This is a genomic window from Paenibacillus mucilaginosus 3016, from assembly GCF_000250655.1.
GTDB lineage: Bacteria > Bacillota > Bacilli > Paenibacillales > NBRC-103111 > Paenibacillus_G > Paenibacillus_G mucilaginosus.
The window spans coordinates 5,579,734-5,596,883 of sequence record NC_016935.1; the positions used below are offsets into that span (position 1 = coordinate 5,579,734).

11 protein-coding genes are annotated in these 17,150 nt (G+C 63.2%); 2 read left to right on the forward strand and 9 right to left on the reverse strand.

All coding sequences use genetic code 11. The annotated features are described in order from the left end of the window. Positions 1-107: 107 nt before the first annotated feature. The 4 genes from PM3016_RS22715 to hemG all read right to left on the reverse strand — a co-directional run bounded on the left by PM3016_RS22715 (position 108) and on the right by hemG (position 4,227). The gene (locus PM3016_RS22715; protein ID WP_014371094.1) at positions 108-518 is read right to left on the reverse strand and encodes a tellurite resistance TerB family protein; all 411 of its coding nucleotides are present in this window, start codon (positions 516-518) and stop codon (positions 108-110) included. A 67-nt stretch (positions 519-585) separates the two neighbouring features. Then, the gene (locus PM3016_RS22720; RefSeq protein WP_014371095.1) at positions 586-1,980 is read right to left on the reverse strand and encodes a cytochrome P450; all 1,395 of its coding nucleotides are present in this window, start codon (positions 1,978-1,980) and stop codon (positions 586-588) included. Positions 1,981-2,076: 96 nt separating this feature from the next. Beyond that, complete coding sequence (locus PM3016_RS40100) at positions 2,077-2,409, reverse strand: DinB family protein (RefSeq protein ID WP_014371096.1); 333 nt, start codon at positions 2,407-2,409, stop codon at positions 2,077-2,079. Positions 2,410-2,817: 408 nt separating this feature from the next. Continuing rightward, positions 2,818-4,227, reverse strand: coding sequence for a protoporphyrinogen oxidase (gene hemG / locus PM3016_RS22730; protein WP_014371097.1), 1,410 nt, complete (start codon positions 4,225-4,227; stop codon positions 2,818-2,820). 186 nt (positions 4,228-4,413) lie between these two features. Here hemG and PM3016_RS22735 point away from each other — a divergent pair, with 186 nt between their 5' ends. Further along, positions 4,414-5,469: a hypothetical protein gene (locus PM3016_RS22735; RefSeq protein ID WP_014371098.1), complete on the forward strand. Its 1,056-nt coding sequence runs from the start codon at positions 4,414-4,416 to the stop codon at positions 5,467-5,469. Between the two features lie 148 nt (positions 5,470-5,617). Beyond that, positions 5,618-6,757 carry a VanZ family protein gene (locus PM3016_RS22740; RefSeq protein ID WP_014371099.1) on the forward strand — a complete coding sequence of 380 codons (1,140 nt, stop codon included), beginning with the start codon at positions 5,618-5,620 and terminating at the stop codon, positions 6,755-6,757. 121 nt (positions 6,758-6,878) lie between these two features. On the opposite strand, the gene PM3016_RS22745 is transcribed toward PM3016_RS22740, so the two are convergent. From PM3016_RS22745 to PM3016_RS22765, 5 genes are all read right to left on the reverse strand, one after another. After that, on the reverse strand, positions 6,879-8,654 hold the full coding sequence (locus PM3016_RS22745; RefSeq protein WP_014371100.1) for a glycoside hydrolase family 35 protein: 1,776 nt from the start codon (positions 8,652-8,654) through the stop codon (positions 6,879-6,881). 75 nt (positions 8,655-8,729) lie between these two features. Next, a complete protein-coding gene (locus PM3016_RS22750) occupies positions 8,730-11,624 on the reverse strand; it encodes a polysaccharide lyase family 8 super-sandwich domain-containing protein (RefSeq protein ID WP_014371101.1) in 2,895 nt (964 codons plus the stop codon). A 303-nt stretch (positions 11,625-11,927) separates the two neighbouring features. Next, a complete protein-coding gene (locus PM3016_RS40885; protein WP_014371102.1) occupies positions 11,928-13,532 on the reverse strand; it encodes a response regulator transcription factor in 1,605 nt (534 codons plus the stop codon). A gap of 24 nt (positions 13,533-13,556) precedes the next feature. Continuing rightward, positions 13,557-15,347, reverse strand: a complete 1,791-nt coding sequence (locus PM3016_RS22760; RefSeq protein ID WP_014371103.1) for a sensor histidine kinase — start codon at positions 15,345-15,347, stop codon at positions 13,557-13,559. 322 nt (positions 15,348-15,669) lie between these two features. Next, a complete protein-coding gene (locus tag PM3016_RS22765; protein ID WP_014371104.1) occupies positions 15,670-17,034 on the reverse strand; it encodes an ABC transporter substrate-binding protein in 1,365 nt (454 codons plus the stop codon). Between the last annotated feature and the right edge of the window lie 116 nt (positions 17,035-17,150).

A 17,150-nucleotide genomic window follows, 5' to 3' on the forward strand; every position in this document is an offset into this window, starting at 1 on the left:
AGCCGGCTGACCGAATCGCGCTTTGGTGAGATGTAAATTCTTATATTTCAAAGCAAAAAGGAGCCTGAATGGTCTCAGACTCCTTCCCGCTCTGCTTCACTTACCGCCTAGCGCCGGCTGAGGATCAGCTTGACGCCCTCGATCTTCAGCTGGTCGACCCGGATGACCCAATCACGGTACGTCTGGAAGACCTCCTCCGGAATCTCGAAGATCCGCTGCATCTCCCGGACGATGCCCTGCTCCTCGTCATTGTAATCGCCGTCGGTGAAGACCAGCAGTAGCATCTCGGCGAAGAAGATGTTCTTCACCTGCGGATCGGTCACCCCTGCAAGAAGCTCACGAAGCTCACGGCTGCCGGACGGGGCAAACTCGCCTTCCTTCATGTCCATCTCGGCCATATAGGATCTCAGAAACTCCCGCTCGTTGCGGTTCACGAATCCGTCGGCTCCGGCCACGAGGTGGGCGAGTTCCAGGAAGGTTTCCTTTTGTTCTTTCGTCTGTAAAAAGTGCAAAAACAATGCTGCCAGCTCCCCTGTTGAATAGTGAATGTACTGAAACCATGATCATCTATGGATAAGTTCGACTTCAGTCCGCTTTTTCCTGCTCGGCGCTCCGCTTCCACACCCTGACCCGGATGCCGTTCTGCGGCCGGAGCGTGATCGAGGGCTCGAGGAGCACCTTGTGCCCCGGCTCCAGCGTCAGCCGGAACCGCTGTCCGATCGACGCCAGCAGCAGCACCGCCTCCATCATCGCGAACTGATTGCCGATGCACACGCGTGGCCCCGCGCCGAACGGGATATAGACGCCGGCCGGCAGGCTCTTCTCGAATTCGGGGGTCCAGCGCTCCGGCTGGAACTGTTCCGGCTCCTCGAAGTACTCGGGCAGCCGGTGCATCACCCACTGGCAGACCGAGATCTCGCACCCGGCCGGGAGCGTGTAGCCTCCGATCTCCACATCCTCGATCGGTTCGCGGGAGATCAGCCAGACCGGCGGATACAGACGCATCGATTCTTTGACGACGCTCTGCGTATAGGTCAGAAGCGGAATATGCTCGAACGCCGGAGGCTGCCCTCCAAGCACCCGGTCCAGCTCCTCCAGCAGCTTCCCTTCGGCTTCCGGCTCCCGGGCGAGCAGGTAGAGCGTCCACGACAGGACGTTCGCCGTAGTCTCATGCCCCGCCAGGAACAGGGTCATGATCTCGTCTCTCAGCTGCTCCCGGGTCATCCCGGTTCCGTCCTCGTCCCTTGCCAAGAGCAGCATCGAGAGCAGATCGCCGCGGTCCTCCGTCCCTTCCGCCTGCCGGCGGTCGATGATGTCGAGGATAATGCGGTTGAGCTGCTCGACGCTCTCCTGCAGCTTCTTGTCCCCCGGCACCGGGACGGACACCGGGAGCAGGTCGAGCAGGCGCCGCATGACGCTGGTGTACTGCTTGACGTACTCATGGAACACGGCGTCCAGCGCCTCGCCCACCGGATTGGAGCGGCCGTCCTCCGCGTGAAGATCCACGTCGAAGAGCGTCTTCGCCACAATCTCCATCGTGCACTGCATCATGTCGGCATGGATGTCCCGGCTCTCCTCGTGCTCCCAGGCGGCGAGCATCCGCTGCGCATACGCCGTCATGATATCCGCATAGCTGCGGATGCGGTGATGATGGAACGCCGGCTGGCTCAGCCGGCGCTGGCGCAGCCAGAAGCTGCCTTCGCTGGTCACGAGACCGTTCCCGAGCACCCGGCTCAGGATCGGATCCCGGTGATATCCCTTGGCGAAGTACCGCTGGGTCTGGTTCAGCACGTGCTGGATATCCTGCGGACGGGTAATCAGGAACGTATCCCGCCGGGGATCTAGCTTGATCCGCACCACCGGACCGTACTGCTCGGCACACTTGGCAAAAAAGACATGCGGCTCCGCGCCTATACTGAGCAGGTTGCCGAGCAGAGGCACGGGCCTCGGCCCCGGGACACCGGCTTGTGTCTTGGTCATCGAAACTCCCCCATTTCGGTTCGGGTGTGGAACCCCGAAGAGGCCGGAACGCGCCCCTCCGGTCTACGAACAAGATATGTATCGATTCCGCGAATATCACCCGGCGGCGGCAAGATACTCCGCTTCCACGCGCTGCAGCTGCCCAAGGTGCCTTTCGGCGTGGAGGCACAAAAAATACAGGTACTGGTAGACGTCGATTTTGCCGAGGTTATTCACCGACATCATCGTCGTGTACAATGTTCCTTCGCCCTTCTTCAGCTGCTCCAGACAGGCGGCGCACTCGCGGAACTGCTCCTGCAGCAGCACCCGCACCTCCTCCGGGGACTTCTCCCCCCGACGGCTCCATGTGAGCGGGACGCTCCCAGCGGAACGAGCGGTGCGACGCGATCTCGTCCAGACGGCCGAGGTCCACGTCCAGGCTCCCGGCATCCGCAGGAAGGCCTCCCCGCTCCGCGCGTTCCAGCGCTTTTCTCGTCCCTTTGCGGATGAGAATGAGCAGGTAGTGATTGGTCAGCGAGACATGCTCCAGAATCTGTGCGGCGCTCCAGCCCTGCCCGGGCCGGAAGTCCAGCAGCGCGGCACTCCTCTCGAATCACGGGTCCAAGTCGGCGGAGATCCGGTATAGCAGGGCGCGGATCTTCTCTACGGCCGCCTCGATTTTCATTGACCATCCCGCCCATCTTTTGGTAAATAGTCCCCATCTCCATTCTATACGGATAGAGGCTGTTGTTCAAATGTGCCGGCCCCTGCTAAAGAAACGGCTTCGCCGTCAAAATTCTCAGATGCCAAAATCCCGCCGCAGCCAGGAGGCCGGGCGGGATCTGCAGCAAACGCAGGTTATACGGCGGCTCCGCGGCCGATCCGCTCAAGAATCTGACGGGCGGCAGCTTCACCGCTCTCGATGCAGTCCGGGATGCCGACGCCGTAGTACGAGCAGCCGGCCAGAAACAGCCCCGGGTACCGCTCGGCCGTTTGGCTCACCAGCGACTTCACGACGGCGGGGTGCCGGGTATGGTAATTCGGCATGCTTTCCTCCCATTTCCGCACGTTGTAAGCCACCGGCTGTCCGGAGAGGCCGAGGCTCATGCGCATATCCTCCAGGGCCACCTCGAGCAGCTCCTGCTCCGTCATCCGCACGAGCCGTTCGTAGTCCGGCTTCGAGCTCTTGTAGAACAGCCTCACCAGCAGCTGCCGGCCTGCGGACGTATGCTCCCACTTGCGGCTGGTCCAGGTGCAGGCGTTGCAGACCAGCTCGCTGTGCCGGGAAGCGATGAACCCGGTGCCGTCGGCCGGCAGGCGGGCGTCCGGGATGTCGAAGCCCATGTACACGGAGATCAGCGAGCTGTTTTTGAATCGGTCAAAATCCGCATCCAGCACCTCATCCCGCAGCAGGGCCTGCGCCGCATCATGCGGAATGCTCAGAATGACGTCGTGCGCCTCAAGCTCGCTCCCGTCCGCCAGGGTCAGCCGGTACCGGTCCCCGTCCCGGACAAGACGTTCGGTCCGGATGCCCTTGCGGATCTCGGCGCCCCCCTCCAGCAGGCGCCGCTCCAGCCCGTCGATCAGGACCGACATGCCCCCGCTGAAGGACATGAACTTCGCGCCCCCCGTCCCCTTGAACTTCGCCTTGTTCTCGGACAGGCCGCGGATGATGCTGCCGTATTCGTTCTTGTACTCGATGAGATACGGCAGCGTGGAGGCGATCGTCAGATCGGCCAGGTCTCCCGAATATACGCCCGAGAGGACCGGCGCGATCTGCTTGTCCACAAGCTCCTTCCCGAGAAAATGCTCCAGGAAGCTGCCGACCGTGTCGTTCTTGGTGAATGTCTCATTGGGCGTATACCAGTCCCTCAGCGCCTCCACCTTGCCTTCGGCGGACACCAGCGTGCTCTTCGCCAGCGACTCCAGGCTCATCGGAATGCCGAAGACCGTGTCGTCCGGGATCGGCTTCAGCTCGCCGTCCACGTGGATGTAGGACCGGCCTGTCGCGTTATAGACCACCTCGCCGCCCAGGCCCAGCTCTTCGATCAGGCCTCCCGCGTTCATCTTGCGCGTGACGATCGAATCGGCCCCCGTCTCCATAAGGAAGCCGCCGTCCTGATGAGTGCTGATCTTGCCTCCCAGCATGCCTGCCGCTTCGATGACGACGATCCGGAGCTCCTCCTGTACGGCATTCCTGTTTTTTTGCAAATGATAAGCGGCGGACAGGCCTGTAATGCCCCCGCCGATGACAGCTATCGTTCTCAATGCCATGCACCTCGGATGTTGGAATGGACGGACAATCAATATACCTCTAGTCTACTACGCTTTGCCCGTTCTTCCAAATGAACTGGATCACACCCGTTTGGAAAAATCATGAATATGTCTTTCCTGGGATTGGTAAGCTATGGTCAGTCTGAATATGCTCCATCCCCATTCAAGGAGGAACCTAACATGAAGCTTGCCCCTTCCCTGCTCACCGGGACGCTGGCCTTCCTGCTGGCAGTCCAGCCGCTCGCCGGCGGCAAGGCGGACGCCCGCTCCACCGGTGCGAACGCATCGGACCGGATCGTCACAGTGGAGCCGATCAATCCGATTACGCTGCAGGTGACCTTCGAGGCGCCGATCCCGCCGGCCGAGGTTACCGTCGATACCGCCAAAGCCAACTTCCAGTTCACCGGCGGACTGACCCTCCGCAATATCCCGCAGCTCAAGACCGGATCGGCCGCCACTTACATCGTTCCCACCACCGTCCAGTCGCCGGGCACCCTGTACAGCCTCTCCTACAAGGGACAGGAGCCGGTCAAATTCACCGGCAACCCGTACAAGCTGAAGCTCCGCTCCGCCGCACAGGTCGCCTACGATACGCTGGAGCTCGAATCTTCGCTCGAGGACGGGGTCACCGACTACAGCAATATCGTGCAGGCTTATGCCGGCAAACGGGGCGGTCTGGAATTCGCCCTGGATGCGAACCTGCAGCACCAGGGGAAGACCTACCAGGTGATCCCGTCGCTGAGGGACAGCTATGTGATCGTCACGCCGCAGGGCGGCGCGCCCCTCAAGGCGGTCTATGTGCCGTTCACGCAGAACACGGACGGGCGGCAGGCGCCGAAGTACCGCCTCCCGGAAGGGACCGTCTTCGAGGCGGGCACCTCCTATACGGTGACCTCCGACTGGGCGGAGATTACAAGTCCCACGTTCACCGCCAAGACGGCAGCCGCCCTGGAGGCCGTGGAGATCCGGGCCGTGAACGCAACCACGCTTCAGGTGACGCTCGCCAGCGACCCGAAGGACGAGCTCTTCGCCTCGCGGCGGCTGCTGCTGTCGGCTCCGGACGGCACCCTGCTCACCGCCCAGTACAAGGTCACCACAAGGCAGGGCGCCACCGCCACCTTCGAGATCCTGAACGGCGGAGCGATGGTCCCCGGAACGACCTATGCCGTGCACACGGTCGGCTATTGGCTCCAACTGAAGGGGACCCAGACGGTCACGTACACGGCCGGCGGATAAGACGGGTATCCTTCCGGAGATTTGAAGCATGCACAAGGGCTGATGCCGCCGAAGCGCCAGGCGCTCCGGACGGGCACAGCCCTTGTTTACTGCGGCGGCAAAAGAAGGTACAATAGGACGAATCCTTACCCGGCAGGTGGCTTCTTCTATGCTTCAAGCGTATCTGTTTCCCATTGCTTATGCCTTCATGGCCTTTCCCGTCGCAGCGTTGTTCTTCACGCTCCCGTTCCTGCTGATCCAGTACCGGCGCTACGGCTACGTCAACAAGGTGCGGGCGGCGCTGCTGTACCTCATGCTGCTGTATCTGATGAACGCCTTGTTCCTCGTGATGCTGCCGCTGCCCGCCTCGCGGGATAACGCGCCGCTCCCGGGCGGAAGCCTGCAGCTGCTTCCGCTGCACTTCATCCATGACATTCTGGCGGAGACGAAGGTGAACTTCGCGGAGCCCTCCACGTATGGGCTTCTGCTTCAGGAGCGCGCGCTCCTGCAGGTTCTCTTCAACATCGGGCTGACCGTGCCCTTCGGGATGTTCCTGCGCTATTACTTCCGTGCGGCATGGCTCCGGTGCCTGCTGCTGTCCTTCGGGCTCTCCCTCTTCTTCGAGGTGACCCAGGTCACCGGGATCTACGGCTACTATGCCAGCGCGTACCGGATCTTCGACGTGGACGACCTCATCGCCAACACGTTCGGCGGGGTCGTCGGCTTCCTCCTGGCCGAGTGGCTGTCCGGGCTGCTCCCGCGCATCGAGCAGCTCGACAAAGGGGTGGACGTCGCATCGAAGCGGGTATCGTATACCCGCCGCGCCGCCGCGTTCACCGTCGATAACCTCTGCCTGGCCCTCGTCCTGCCGGTGCTGGACTACGCCGGCCTGCCCGGCGCCTACTGGATCGCCACCGGCGTATACTTCATGCTCATCCCGTACGTGACGGACGGCCGCACCTTCGGCAAGTGGCTCGTCCGTATCCAGCTGCGGGGGGCCGGCGGCCGCGTCTCCCTGCGCGACCTCTTCCTGCGCTACGGTCCGCTCTACTGGGGGTACTTCGGCAGCCTGTTCGCCTTCCGCGGGGCGGCCCTGGAGCACACGCTGTATCCCTGGGGACCGCTGGTCATTCAGCTGCTGCTGTTCCTTGCGAGCCTGATGTTCTTCCTGCACCTGCTCTCGCGGCTGTTCACCAAGGGCTCGCTACTGTTCTATGAGACGCTCAGCGGCACCTCGCACCGCATCTCGTGGCCCGCGAAGCAGACGGCGCAGCAGCAGCCGCAGCCGGGGACGGAGAGCGATACGTAGGCCCTTGGGCCGCCTCTCCCTGCTGCTGAAATCTCTTCTTCCATAAGAACGCCCTGCCTGGGGCGAAAGCTCACGCTTTCCCACAGGCAGGGCGTTCTTCGTTGTTCGATTGAGCCGTCGGCTAGAATTCCGGCACCACCGGCACGGCGCTGCCGAGATCCGGCTCCTCCGTCAGGAGCAGCTCCGGGCTCACGGCCCCGTGCAGCTCGAAGACGACGAGCTCATTGGTCCCCCGGCGCAGCAGCGGCCCCGGCAGATAGAGCGTCTTCTGCGGCCCCCGCTCCCAGTACCGGCCGAGATGGAAGCCGTTGATGAAGACGACGCCTTTGGTCCAGCCGTCCAGCCGGACGAAGGTATCCGCCGGCTCGTCCACCTCGAAGGCGGCCCGGTAGAAGGCCGGACCGCCCGGCGCCTCCCCTTCGGCAAGCGGCTCGTACGCCACCCCCTCCAGCGAGTCCAGCGGCAGCCCGTACATCGTCCAGCCGTACTGGAACTGGTTGTCGAGGCGTACGCCGCAGGTGATGCCCTTCGCGTCGCTGAGCAGCGGGCCGTAGTTGATCCGCCCCATGTTCTCGACGAGAATATCCAGGGCGGCGCCTCCCTCGGGCACCGTCACAGGCAGCCCCTGCGGGTCCCAGCGTTCCACGACGCCGGCCGGCGTGCCGTCCAGGAACACCTGCGCCCGGTCCCGCACCTCCTGCACGTGCAGCACCTGCCCCGTCCGCGGCCCGCTGATCCGCGTGCGGTACAGCACGAAGCCGTACGCCTGCCCGAGCCTCTCCATCGTCTCCGGGCATGGCCGCGTCACCGGGGACGAGAGCCGATCGAGCTGGGCGAACAGATCCGCCCGCTCCGTCACCCGCACCGTGCCGTAGGTGCGCCGCGGGATCGGCTCCGGCAGCTCCGGCGCGCCGAGCGGCAGGTGCTCCGCCAGCACGTCGCGCACGGCATAATATTTCGCCGTCGGCTCGCCCCACTCCGTGAGCGGGCTGTCATAATCGTAGCTCGTGATCGTGGGCTCATACGTCTTGATATGGTTGGCTCCGTTGTGGAAGCCAAAGTTCGTCCCCCCGTGGAACATATAGAAATTCACGGAAGCCCCCGCTTCCAGCATCTCGCCGAACACCCGCGCCGCATCCGCCGCATCCCGCTGATGATGCTCCTCCATCCAGTGGTCAAACCAGCCGTTCCAGTATTCCATGCACATCAGCGGGCCCTGCGGCTGATACTCTCTCAGCTTCGCGAACGATTCGGCCGTGCGGGAGCCGAAGTTCACCGTAGCGAGCACGCCGGGCAGCGATCCGCCCTGCAGCATGGAATCCGTCGGCCCGTCGGAGGTGAACAGCGGCACATCGATTCCCCGGCGGACCAGGCCGTCCCGCAGATGCTCCAGGTAAGCTTTGTCGCTGCCGTAGCTGCCGTACTCATTCTCCACCTGCACCAGGATTACCGGTCCTCCGCTCGTGCAGAGCAGCGGAACGAGCCGCGGAATCAGCTCGTCATAGTAGGCGTCTACCTTCGAGAGGTACAGGGGATCGGCGCAGCGCAGCTTCATGCCGGGTTCGGCGAGCAGCCAGGCCGGAAGCCCGCCGAATTCCCACTCCGCGCAAATATACGGGCTCGGCCGGACAATGACATGAAGCCCAAGCCGGCCGGCCAGCCGGATGAAGCGCTCGAGATCGGCCATCCCTTCGAAGACGAAGCGGCCTTCCTGCGGCTCATGCAGATTCCACGGCACGTAGGTCTCCACCGTGTTGAAGCCGCAGGCCTTCAGCTTTCTAAGCCGGTCCTCCCAGTACTCCGGCACGATGCGGAAGTAGTGGATCGCCCCGGAGTAGAGCCTAATCTCCTCTCCATCGTAGGTGAAACGGTCCTGCTCGATTCCAAACACAGCCATGGCTTCTCTCTCTCCTTCTGTTCCTTTCTCGGCAAAAAAGGTCTGTCTTACGGTTCTTACGGTTCTCAACGGTTCTTACGGGACAATCAGCAGCTGGGGACGGCTTGGAGCCGTGCCGTACTCCTTGGAGGCGTAGTTGACATAGCCGTCCGCCCCGGAATTGGCAGGTGCCGACAGGCGGATGGACAGCTTCCCGCCCGCCGAGAGCGCCGCATTGACCTGGCCGGTGACATCGATCTCGAGGGGTGAGCCGGCGGCCGGCACGGTCCACGAACCGATGAGGGCGCCGTCGGCCGGCCGGCTGTTCCACGTGAGCGTGCTCTCCCCCCAGGCCGTATCGCTGACGAGATGGGCCTCATTCGTCATCCCGGCCATGCCGGTCTGGGCAGGCACCAGGCGGAGCTTCGCACTCGTGACCGGCGCCGTGACGGACGCCAGGTCAAAGCGCAGATAGGACTGGCGCTGGTAGCCGGCCGCATCCAGCTTGACGGCAAGCGAGCCGTCCGCGCCGTAGTTCGTGCCGGCGTAAGAGCCGTCGCGGACATAGGCGTCCGCTGCCGACCCGATCACGCCGGGCAGGCTGAGCTTCACTCGCAGGGAGCGGCCCAGCGTGCCGCCCGGCTTCACGGTCAGCTGCACGGTCGGGCTGAGCCGGGTGACCGTCACAAGCGGATCGGCGGAGATGACCCCTGCCGCGCTGCGGCCGATCTCGATACGGATCTCCCCTGTGTTCGCCTGGGTCGGATCGGAGACGGCGATGCTCAGCTCCTTCCCCGCTTCGACGGTCGTGACGGACGCCTTCTTGTCCGAGGTGATCCACGGGGCGCCGTCTACGTTCACGGCAGCGGCGGCATCGTTCCAGAAATTCGCTCCGACCGCCTTCGCCGCCGTATCGCGGACCGCCTGCACGGCCGCCGTATTGGACAGCACCTGCACGGTGGGACTTGCCGCGAAGGCCGAGACGGCCGCCGCATCCCGGTTCGGCAGCAGCACGTAGGCATACGAACCGGCGGTCGGGTTCACGCCGTGGTCGACCGCGAGGCTGGCGAACGTGTTCGTCACGGCAGCGGAGCTCTGCCCGCTGTTGATGCCGTTCCAGCTGCCGGTCCGCTGCTCCCGCTGCCCCTGCACCGTCGATGCCGACGGGAAGTAGTAGCCGATCCCGCTGTCTGCCGCAGGTCCGGCCAAGTGAGCCCAGCGGACGCCTGTAATCGCTTCCGACCACGTCGCCGACGCCGGCTTCGCCGTGCCGTTGACCGTCAGGGCCGCCGTTCCCGAGGCAAGCTTGCGGTTCTCGATGACCGTCTCCACCCGGCGTCCGTCCGATGCGCTGATCCCCGCGCCGAGAGCGGCGATCCGGTCGCCGAAGACGAACCATGATTTCTTGCCCTGCAGGGTGGAGCCGGTCACGGCGGACATCGAGAGCTCCATGCCGGCCGAGCCGTAAGCATCGGACAGCGAGGAGCCGCCCGCCCAGGATTTCGTGCCGAGGTAATGCTTGCTGTTCACGGGCAGCGCCGGCGCATACCCGTCGGTCGTGGTCCCCGGCAGGCGCATCATGTTCACCGTCGGCCAGTAGTTCCCCGCATACTGCGCCTGATCCCCGTTGTACAGGAAGGTCATTCCCGCTCCGGTATACCAGCCCTTGCTGTTCTCCCCGTTGATGTACTCGAAGGCCGAGATGCGGGAGGAGAACAGCGAGAGCCCGAACGCGAAACCGGAGCCGTGATGCACATACCGGTCCATCCCCGCGAACATGTGGCTCTTGGCCAGCGGGGCCGCAGGCGCGAGGGCAGTATCGGCCACCAGAGCCTTCATGCGGACGATGTCATAGATGGCCAGGCCCGCATAATAATTCGCGAAGGTGCGGTCGGCCTGCATCCACGACTTGGCGATCCGGCGGAACGCCAGCGCCTTGTCCTGCGGGGCCCCCTGGGCGAGACGGACGATCGACACGGCAGCCGACCGTCCGGCCGTATGATCTTCGGATTCGCTGCGGGAGATGGCTCTGCCCCGCACCATATCCATCATCGCGCCCTGGTAGACCAGCGGCCGGTAGGCTTCCTCCACCCAGTTGTAGACGTTCGCCAGATTGGCATCGGTCACGCTCCACGAGGAGCCCTGCAGCAGGTAGAGCAGCTTCGCCAGATCGCCGAGCATCACGAGGCCGTAGCTGCCCGTGTAGGCCACGTCATTGTGCTGGACAAAGGAGCCGTCCCGGTAGAAGCCGTCCCCGTCGCTTACGTAGAGGAACGTCTGGCTCATCGCATCGCGCCCCTGCGCCAGCTTGGCCGAAGACTTGCCGACCGTGCCGCGCAGGGCATTGATCAGCGCTTTGTCGAGCCGGTTCGCGCCGGTTTCCGTAATCGCAGGGGTGATCGTGCGCTTCGCCGGATCCGGGCAGAACTTGTCGATCGCCTTGATGTAGTTCGACTTCTGCGCCTCAGATAATCGGTCGTAGACCAGCACCATGATATCGCCGAGGAGCAGCGGGGTGCCGATCTCCCAATCCCACCAGTTGCCCGTCTCGCTCTTCGTCTCGTTGTAGGCGTTCGCGTACATCCAATCGAGAGCGCTTACAATATCGGCGGCCAAGCCGGCATCTCCTTCGAGCTCGGAGCCGGTTGTGCCGTAGGCTGCCGCCATGCTCTTGAGACGGGAGTACGAAGCCGTGATCGTGGCGGACTGGCTCCAGTCCGCCAGGTCGCTCCACAGGGCGGTGCGCCCTGCCGTCTTGTTCATCGTGTTCCAATGCGTCCGGGCCGCCCCGGTGACCGCCGAGATTTGCGCAGCGATATCGGGGTCCGCCGTATTGTAGCCCGGCTCGCCCGTCAGCAGGCTCTCCCATTTGATACGCAGGGTATCATACTCATCGGCCGCTGCAGCGGGAGCCGCCGGCCCCCCGAACGATCCCAGCAGCAGACAACAGACCAGCAAGCCTGTCCAGACCTTCTTCCAACCTGGTTTCATGGAAACGCACCGCCTTATGCAGGATTGATCTTTATCATACAGGATGCGGACGGCGGAGAAAGTGCAGGATTCTGACTCGTATGTGCACATTTTTGACGCTTCACAGGATCACGTTTCATGATGACGTATCATGATGACGACTTTACAAAGGATCACAGATCCTGAGAATAACAACTTCATCCAGACACTTGGCTTCACTAGTACGACACTTCGGAGCATGCTCCGGCGTTCTTCCGGCTCCAGCCCTCTCGACACCCGCTCCAACGGTCGCAACCCGCCTGCGTGCTGAGCCCATCTTGCATCTTAGCTCCGGCGGAATTCCCGCGGCGTCACGCCGACGTATTTCTTGAACACCTTGGAGAAGTAGGTCCGGTCCGAATACCCGAGTGCCAGGGCGACCTGCTCGACGGTTTCCTCTCCGGCCCCGAGCCGCTTCGAGGCGATCTTCATCTTCAGCCCGTTGACGTAATCGGTGAAGTTCTCCCCGGTGAGCCGTTTGAAGTAGCGGGAAAAATAGCTCGGATTCATGTACAGGTGGGCCGCCATGTCGACCGAGCTGATGTTCTCGGAGAGCCGCCGCAGCACAAAATCGTCGATGGCCTGCAGCTTCGGCTCGCGGTGGAGCAGCTCCTCCCGGCTTCGGCGGGTGCCGAGCAGCCTGCGGATGCCGGTGCCCAGCACGCCCAGCAGATCCTCCAGGTACCGGGCAGCCTCCAGCGCCTGATAGAATGCGGCCTCCGGCACCTCTCCCGGCACCTGCAGCTCCAGCAGGCGCAGCTTGGCGGAGCAGGAGCGGATCAGCTCTCCCGGCTCGATGCGCTGAAGCAGCGCCGCCTCCCCGAACGCGGACAGCGCCGCTTCCGCCTCGTCCGCCCCGCCTTCCCGCACCGCAGCCTGCAGCTGCTGCCACTGCGCCTCGAGCAGCTGCACCGGGGCGCAGGGCGGCCCCTCTTCTCCGTCTCCCGTCCCTCTGGCGGCTGCCGGGACACCCAGGAGCTCCAGACCCGGCTTCCGGTAGAAGAAGCGCAATCCCGTCTGCTGAAGCCCCCGGATGCCGTCCCCGAGCGAGGCCAGCGGCAGCCGGACAGGGCCGTAGACACCCGTCAGCTCCACGTGCAGATAATGGCGGCCCGATGCCTGCAGCTCGTGCCAATACCGCTGAAGATACTCCCTTTCGTTGAAAGCGAGTGTAGGCCGGTAGTTCAGGACGAGGAGCAGCGAGTCCTCCTGCCGGAACACGCTGATGCCCTCATAACGAGCGGCGATCTCCGACGCCATGTTGTAGAGCCCGTAGCGGATGGGGGCCAGGCCCGCAGCCCCGTATCTGGATATCACCGGAGCATAAAGCGGCCGTACGGCGGCCGGCAGGAACGCGGCATACTCCCACGGGATGCCGAGGCGCTTCGCATAGCTGCGGACGGCGTCCGGGTCCGCCCCCTGCAGCAGCTGGCCGATCAGCGACTCCTTGAGCAGATCGGCGTTGCGGCTGACATCCTCCTTGTAGGCCAGCTGCTCGGTCCGCACACCCTGCTCGCTGATCCGGGCCGCCGACTTCCGCAGCGCGTCCTCCAGCTGCTCCTTCGTCAGCTCATCCTTGATAAGGTAGTCGTCCGCATCGAGGGTGAGCGCCTTTTTGACATAATGGAAGTCCTCATGGCAGGTAAGGAAGATCAGCCGCACTTCGGGCTTCAACCGGGTGAATTCGGCTGCAAGCTCCAGCCCGTTGATCTGCGGGAGCCCGATATCTGTTATCACGAGATCCGGCAGCAGCTCCCTGAACAGCTGCAGCGCCTTCGCGCTGGAGTAGGTCCGTCCCACGACCCGCAGGCCGAGCTCTTCCCAATCCGCCAGCTGCGCCACATATTTGAGCATGGGAACATCGTCATCAATCAGCAGCACTTTGAGCATAAGATGTCATCTTCCTCCTCCGGATCAGCCTGCAGTCGGCAGCCTTCCCTGCCGCTCCTCCCCTGTTCTCCCCGCCGGCCCTGCGCCGAGGCCCGCCGAACCCGGCAGCCGCAGCAGCACCTCGAGCCCTTCGACGGGTCCCGGGCTGAGCTTCATCGCCGCCCCCTCCCCGAAGGTGAGCCGCAGCCGCTGCAGCACGTTGTACAAGCCTACGCGCTCATACGCCGCCGTCTCGTCCGCCCCTCCGGCGCCGAGCAGCCGGTTCAGCTCGTCGAGCCGGGCCTGCGGCGCTCCGGCCCCGTTATCGCGGATGAGGATCTCCACCCGATCCGCGTCGCGCCGGACCTCCACTTCGATCCTTGCGCCCTCTTCCCGGTCGGAGAGCCCGTGCACGACGGCGTTCTCGATCAGCGGCTGGAGCGCCAGCATCGGCATGGGGAATTCCTCGAGCTCGGGCGGGAGCATGATCTCGAGCCCGATCTGCCGGTCGCTGCGCATCTCCATAATGTCCGTGTAATGACGCAGCAGCTGGCATTCGCTGCGCAGGGTCGCCAGCTCCCCGGCTTTCATATACGCCCGGAGCAGGCTCATCAGCGACTCGATCTGCCCTCCGTGGCGGCGGTCGCCCTCCAGCACGAGCGAGCAGCGGACCGAGTTCAGGGTGTTGAGCAGAAAATGCGGCCGGATCTGCGCATACAGCGCCTGCAGCTCCAGCACCCGCTTCTGGTGCTGTTCTTCCTCGATGCCGGCGATGAGCTTGTCAATATCGTCAAGCATCCCGTTCACCGCGCCGCCGAGCTCCTCGATCTCATCGATGCCCGACGGCTGGTACCTTAGCTTCCGGTTGCCCTGGCCGTACTGCTTGGCCAGCGCCTGCAGCCGCTTCACCGGCAGGTGAAGCCGCTTCGCCAGGAACACGGAGAGCAGAAGGAACAGCCCCGAGAACAGGAAGATAAACAGCGCACTCCAGAAGAACGCCTGGGTAATCTCCCCTGTGATGCTGTGTTTCGGCGTCTGGTAGACGAGCTTCCACCCGCCCTTGGGCAGGATCGTCTCGTTGCGGACCTCATCCCCTGCCGCCTCCTCAGCGGTATAAGGCAGTGCCGCCGAGCCGGCCACGCGGGCGCCGTCCGACGCGAAGAGGGCGAAGGCGCCTTCGCGGAACGGCTCGAACAGGCTCTCGAAGTAGGCGGCGGAGATCCCCACCATGAGCGCGGCCAGCTCGCGCTGCTCCGGCGACTCGCCGGTGACGACCCGGGCGATATAATAATAGCCCGGAGAGCCGGGCGCATCCGCTGCGCCCCTTACGCTGCCGAGCCACTGCAGGCCGTCCGAGGCCGTAAGCGAGATCTTCGGGCGAAGGGCTTCATAGTCGTGACGCATCTCCTCGATGCCGCTCCCGGTGCCTCCCGGAATGTCCATATACGGAATGATGAAGCCGTGAGGGTTGGCCAGATACATCCGGATGTCCTTATTCAGCGATTTCATCGCGATGCTCTCGAAGATCCCCTGAATCTCCATGTACCGGCGGTACGCCGAGTAATCCTCGATCCCCTTCGTGTCCGCGAAGGAGACCAGCTGCCGGCGGACGGACGCATCCCGGGCAAAATAATGGGTCGTATACGACAGATCGTCGATGAGCTTCGTGATGTCCTTCGCCATCAGATCCAGCACCGACTGGTTCGTCAGCCGGATCTTCTCCATCAGCGTGGATTTCGTCACCTGATACGACACGACGGACACCGCCATGACGGGCACCAGAATGAAGACGAGGAACGATGCCTGTATCCGTTTGTAAAATGAGCCCCGCAGCATCCCGCTCCCCCTTCCATACTTGGCAGAAAATAACTCGAATCTTGTCGAAATCTCTTGTCCCCATTATAGCCTGAAACGCCGCTCTGCGGAGCAGAAATCTGGCCGGTGCAGGCGGAAGGGCGGTGATGTGCCCACCCGGGAATGCAGTCACTGTGCCGCCGGTTGGCGGCCGGTACCCTGCTCCAGCGGGGACCAGCCCATCTGTCTTCTGCCGAAGCTGCAGCCCCCTTGTGCCTCCCCGGTAAAACAAAGGACACCATAAGGTGTCCTTTTGGCGGCTGCGAAGACAAAGCGCCGCTGGCCGGTTGATGACTGGGGTTCGTTACTTCTTGTTCGCCTGAATGATCTTATTCGCCTCGTCGACAAGCCACTTCTGCGTCTCTTCCACCGGCTGGTTGTCGAGGATGAACTTCGAGAAGCCGTCGGTCAGCAGCTTGTCGAGATCCTTTTCGTAAGGCACGGCGATCTTCGAAGGCGGCAGCGCCTTGATCTTCTCGTTGAAGAGCGTGCCGTTCAGCGATTCGACGTCGTAGAGCTCCTTGTTCGTTCCGATCAGGCGGTCGACGAGCGGCTTGATATCGCCCTTCTTCCAGCCCGGCAGCTCCGTACGCGCCTCGGACATGTTCGTCGAGAGGAAGCGGGCGAAGAGGAACGCTTCGTCCTTATGCTTCGATGCGGCGCCGAGCGACAGGAACTGGCCGCCCATGTAGACATCCGTGCCCGCGTCCTTGGAAGGCAGCGGTACGGGGGCGAAGGCGGTTTTGAACTTGTGGGGGAACTTGGCCGTATCGCCGACCTCGCTGATCATCCAGTTGCCCGCGAGGATCATCGCCGCTTTTTCGTTGAAGAATTCCGCACGGTAGTTCAGCTTCGCCCCGATAACATCCGCATAGGACTTCGCCGACTTGTCGTCCTTCTCCATCGCTCTTCTCAGATTGAAAAAGTCGCGGAAGCTCGGATCGCCGAAGTTCGTGCCTCCCTCCTCGGTCAGGAACGGATGCTGCCGGTATACCTGGGCGGTCGGGTTCATGTACAGCGTCCAGTTGTGGAAGTAAGCGCCGTACCGCTTGGACGGCCCTTCACCCTTGTTCAGCTTCTTCGCATAGTCGCGGAAGTCGTCCCACGTCCAGCCGAGCTTCGGCACCGGCAGGCCGGCCTCATCGAGCGCATCCTTGTTCAGGAGCACGAAGTTCAGCGTCGTGTTGTTCTGGATGCCGTAATACTTGTCCTTGTACCTCGGATTCACGTAATACTCGTCCGCCGGGTTCACCTTCTCCTTGGCATAGAGCTCGTCCAGCGGGGCCAGCACGCCCTGCTCGGCTCGGGAGTACAGGTGCCGCAGGTTCGGCAGAAGCACGACGTCGACCTGCTCGCCGGAGGAGAGAAGCACGTCGAGCTTCTTCATCGTCTCCTCGGAGTTGCCCGGCACAAGGGACACGGGCTCGACCTTGATATTCGGATGCTTGGCCTCGAACTGGTCGATCATCTTCTTGGTGACTCCCGCGCTCACCTCGTTGTCCCAGTTGTAATATTTGACCGTGACGTTCCCGGATGCCCCTTGGGAGGCTCCCTCGCCGGAGGCCGCCCCCTGTTCCTTGGCGCCCCCGCCGCAGCCGGCCAGCAGCACGCCGATGGCCGCCGTACCGGCGATCAGCTTCACATATCCCTTGTTCTTTGTTCTGCGCATATGCAGTCCCCCTGTCGTTTCTCTCGATTCTATTCATGCAGCCTGTTCATGCAGCGCTTACATGCCTGATTATACGGGCCGCGCCGCCGGATGGCTGTGCAGTTTTCGGTACAATT

Excerpts from the sequence above, each read along its gene's own strand:
- PM3016_RS22720 (WP_014371095.1), bottom strand. The coding sequence starts at position 1,980 with ATGACCAAGACACAAGCCGGTGTCCCGGGGCCGAGGCCCGTGCCTCTG.
- PM3016_RS40100 (WP_014371096.1), bottom strand. The coding sequence starts at position 2,409 with ATGCCGGGAGCCTGGACGTGGACCTCGGCCGTCTGGACGAGATCGCGT.
- PM3016_RS22735 (WP_014371098.1), top strand. The coding sequence starts at position 4,414 with ATGAAGCTTGCCCCTTCCCTGCTCACCGGGACGCTGGCCTTCCTGCTG.
- PM3016_RS22740 (WP_014371099.1), top strand. The coding sequence starts at position 5,618 with ATGCTTCAAGCGTATCTGTTTCCCATTGCTTATGCCTTCATGGCCTTT.
- PM3016_RS22745 (WP_014371100.1), bottom strand. The coding sequence starts at position 8,654 with ATGGCTGTGTTTGGAATCGAGCAGGACCGTTTCACCTACGATGGAGAG.
- PM3016_RS22750 (WP_014371101.1), bottom strand. The coding sequence starts at position 11,624 with ATGAAACCAGGTTGGAAGAAGGTCTGGACAGGCTTGCTGGTCTGTTGT.
- PM3016_RS40885 (WP_014371102.1), bottom strand. The coding sequence starts at position 13,532 with ATGCTCAAAGTGCTGCTGATTGATGACGATGTTCCCATGCTCAAATAT.
- PM3016_RS22760 (WP_014371103.1), bottom strand. The coding sequence starts at position 15,347 with ATGCTGCGGGGCTCATTTTACAAACGGATACAGGCATCGTTCCTCGTC.
- PM3016_RS22765 (WP_014371104.1), bottom strand. The coding sequence starts at position 17,034 with ATGCGCAGAACAAAGAACAAGGGATATGTGAAGCTGATCGCCGGTACG.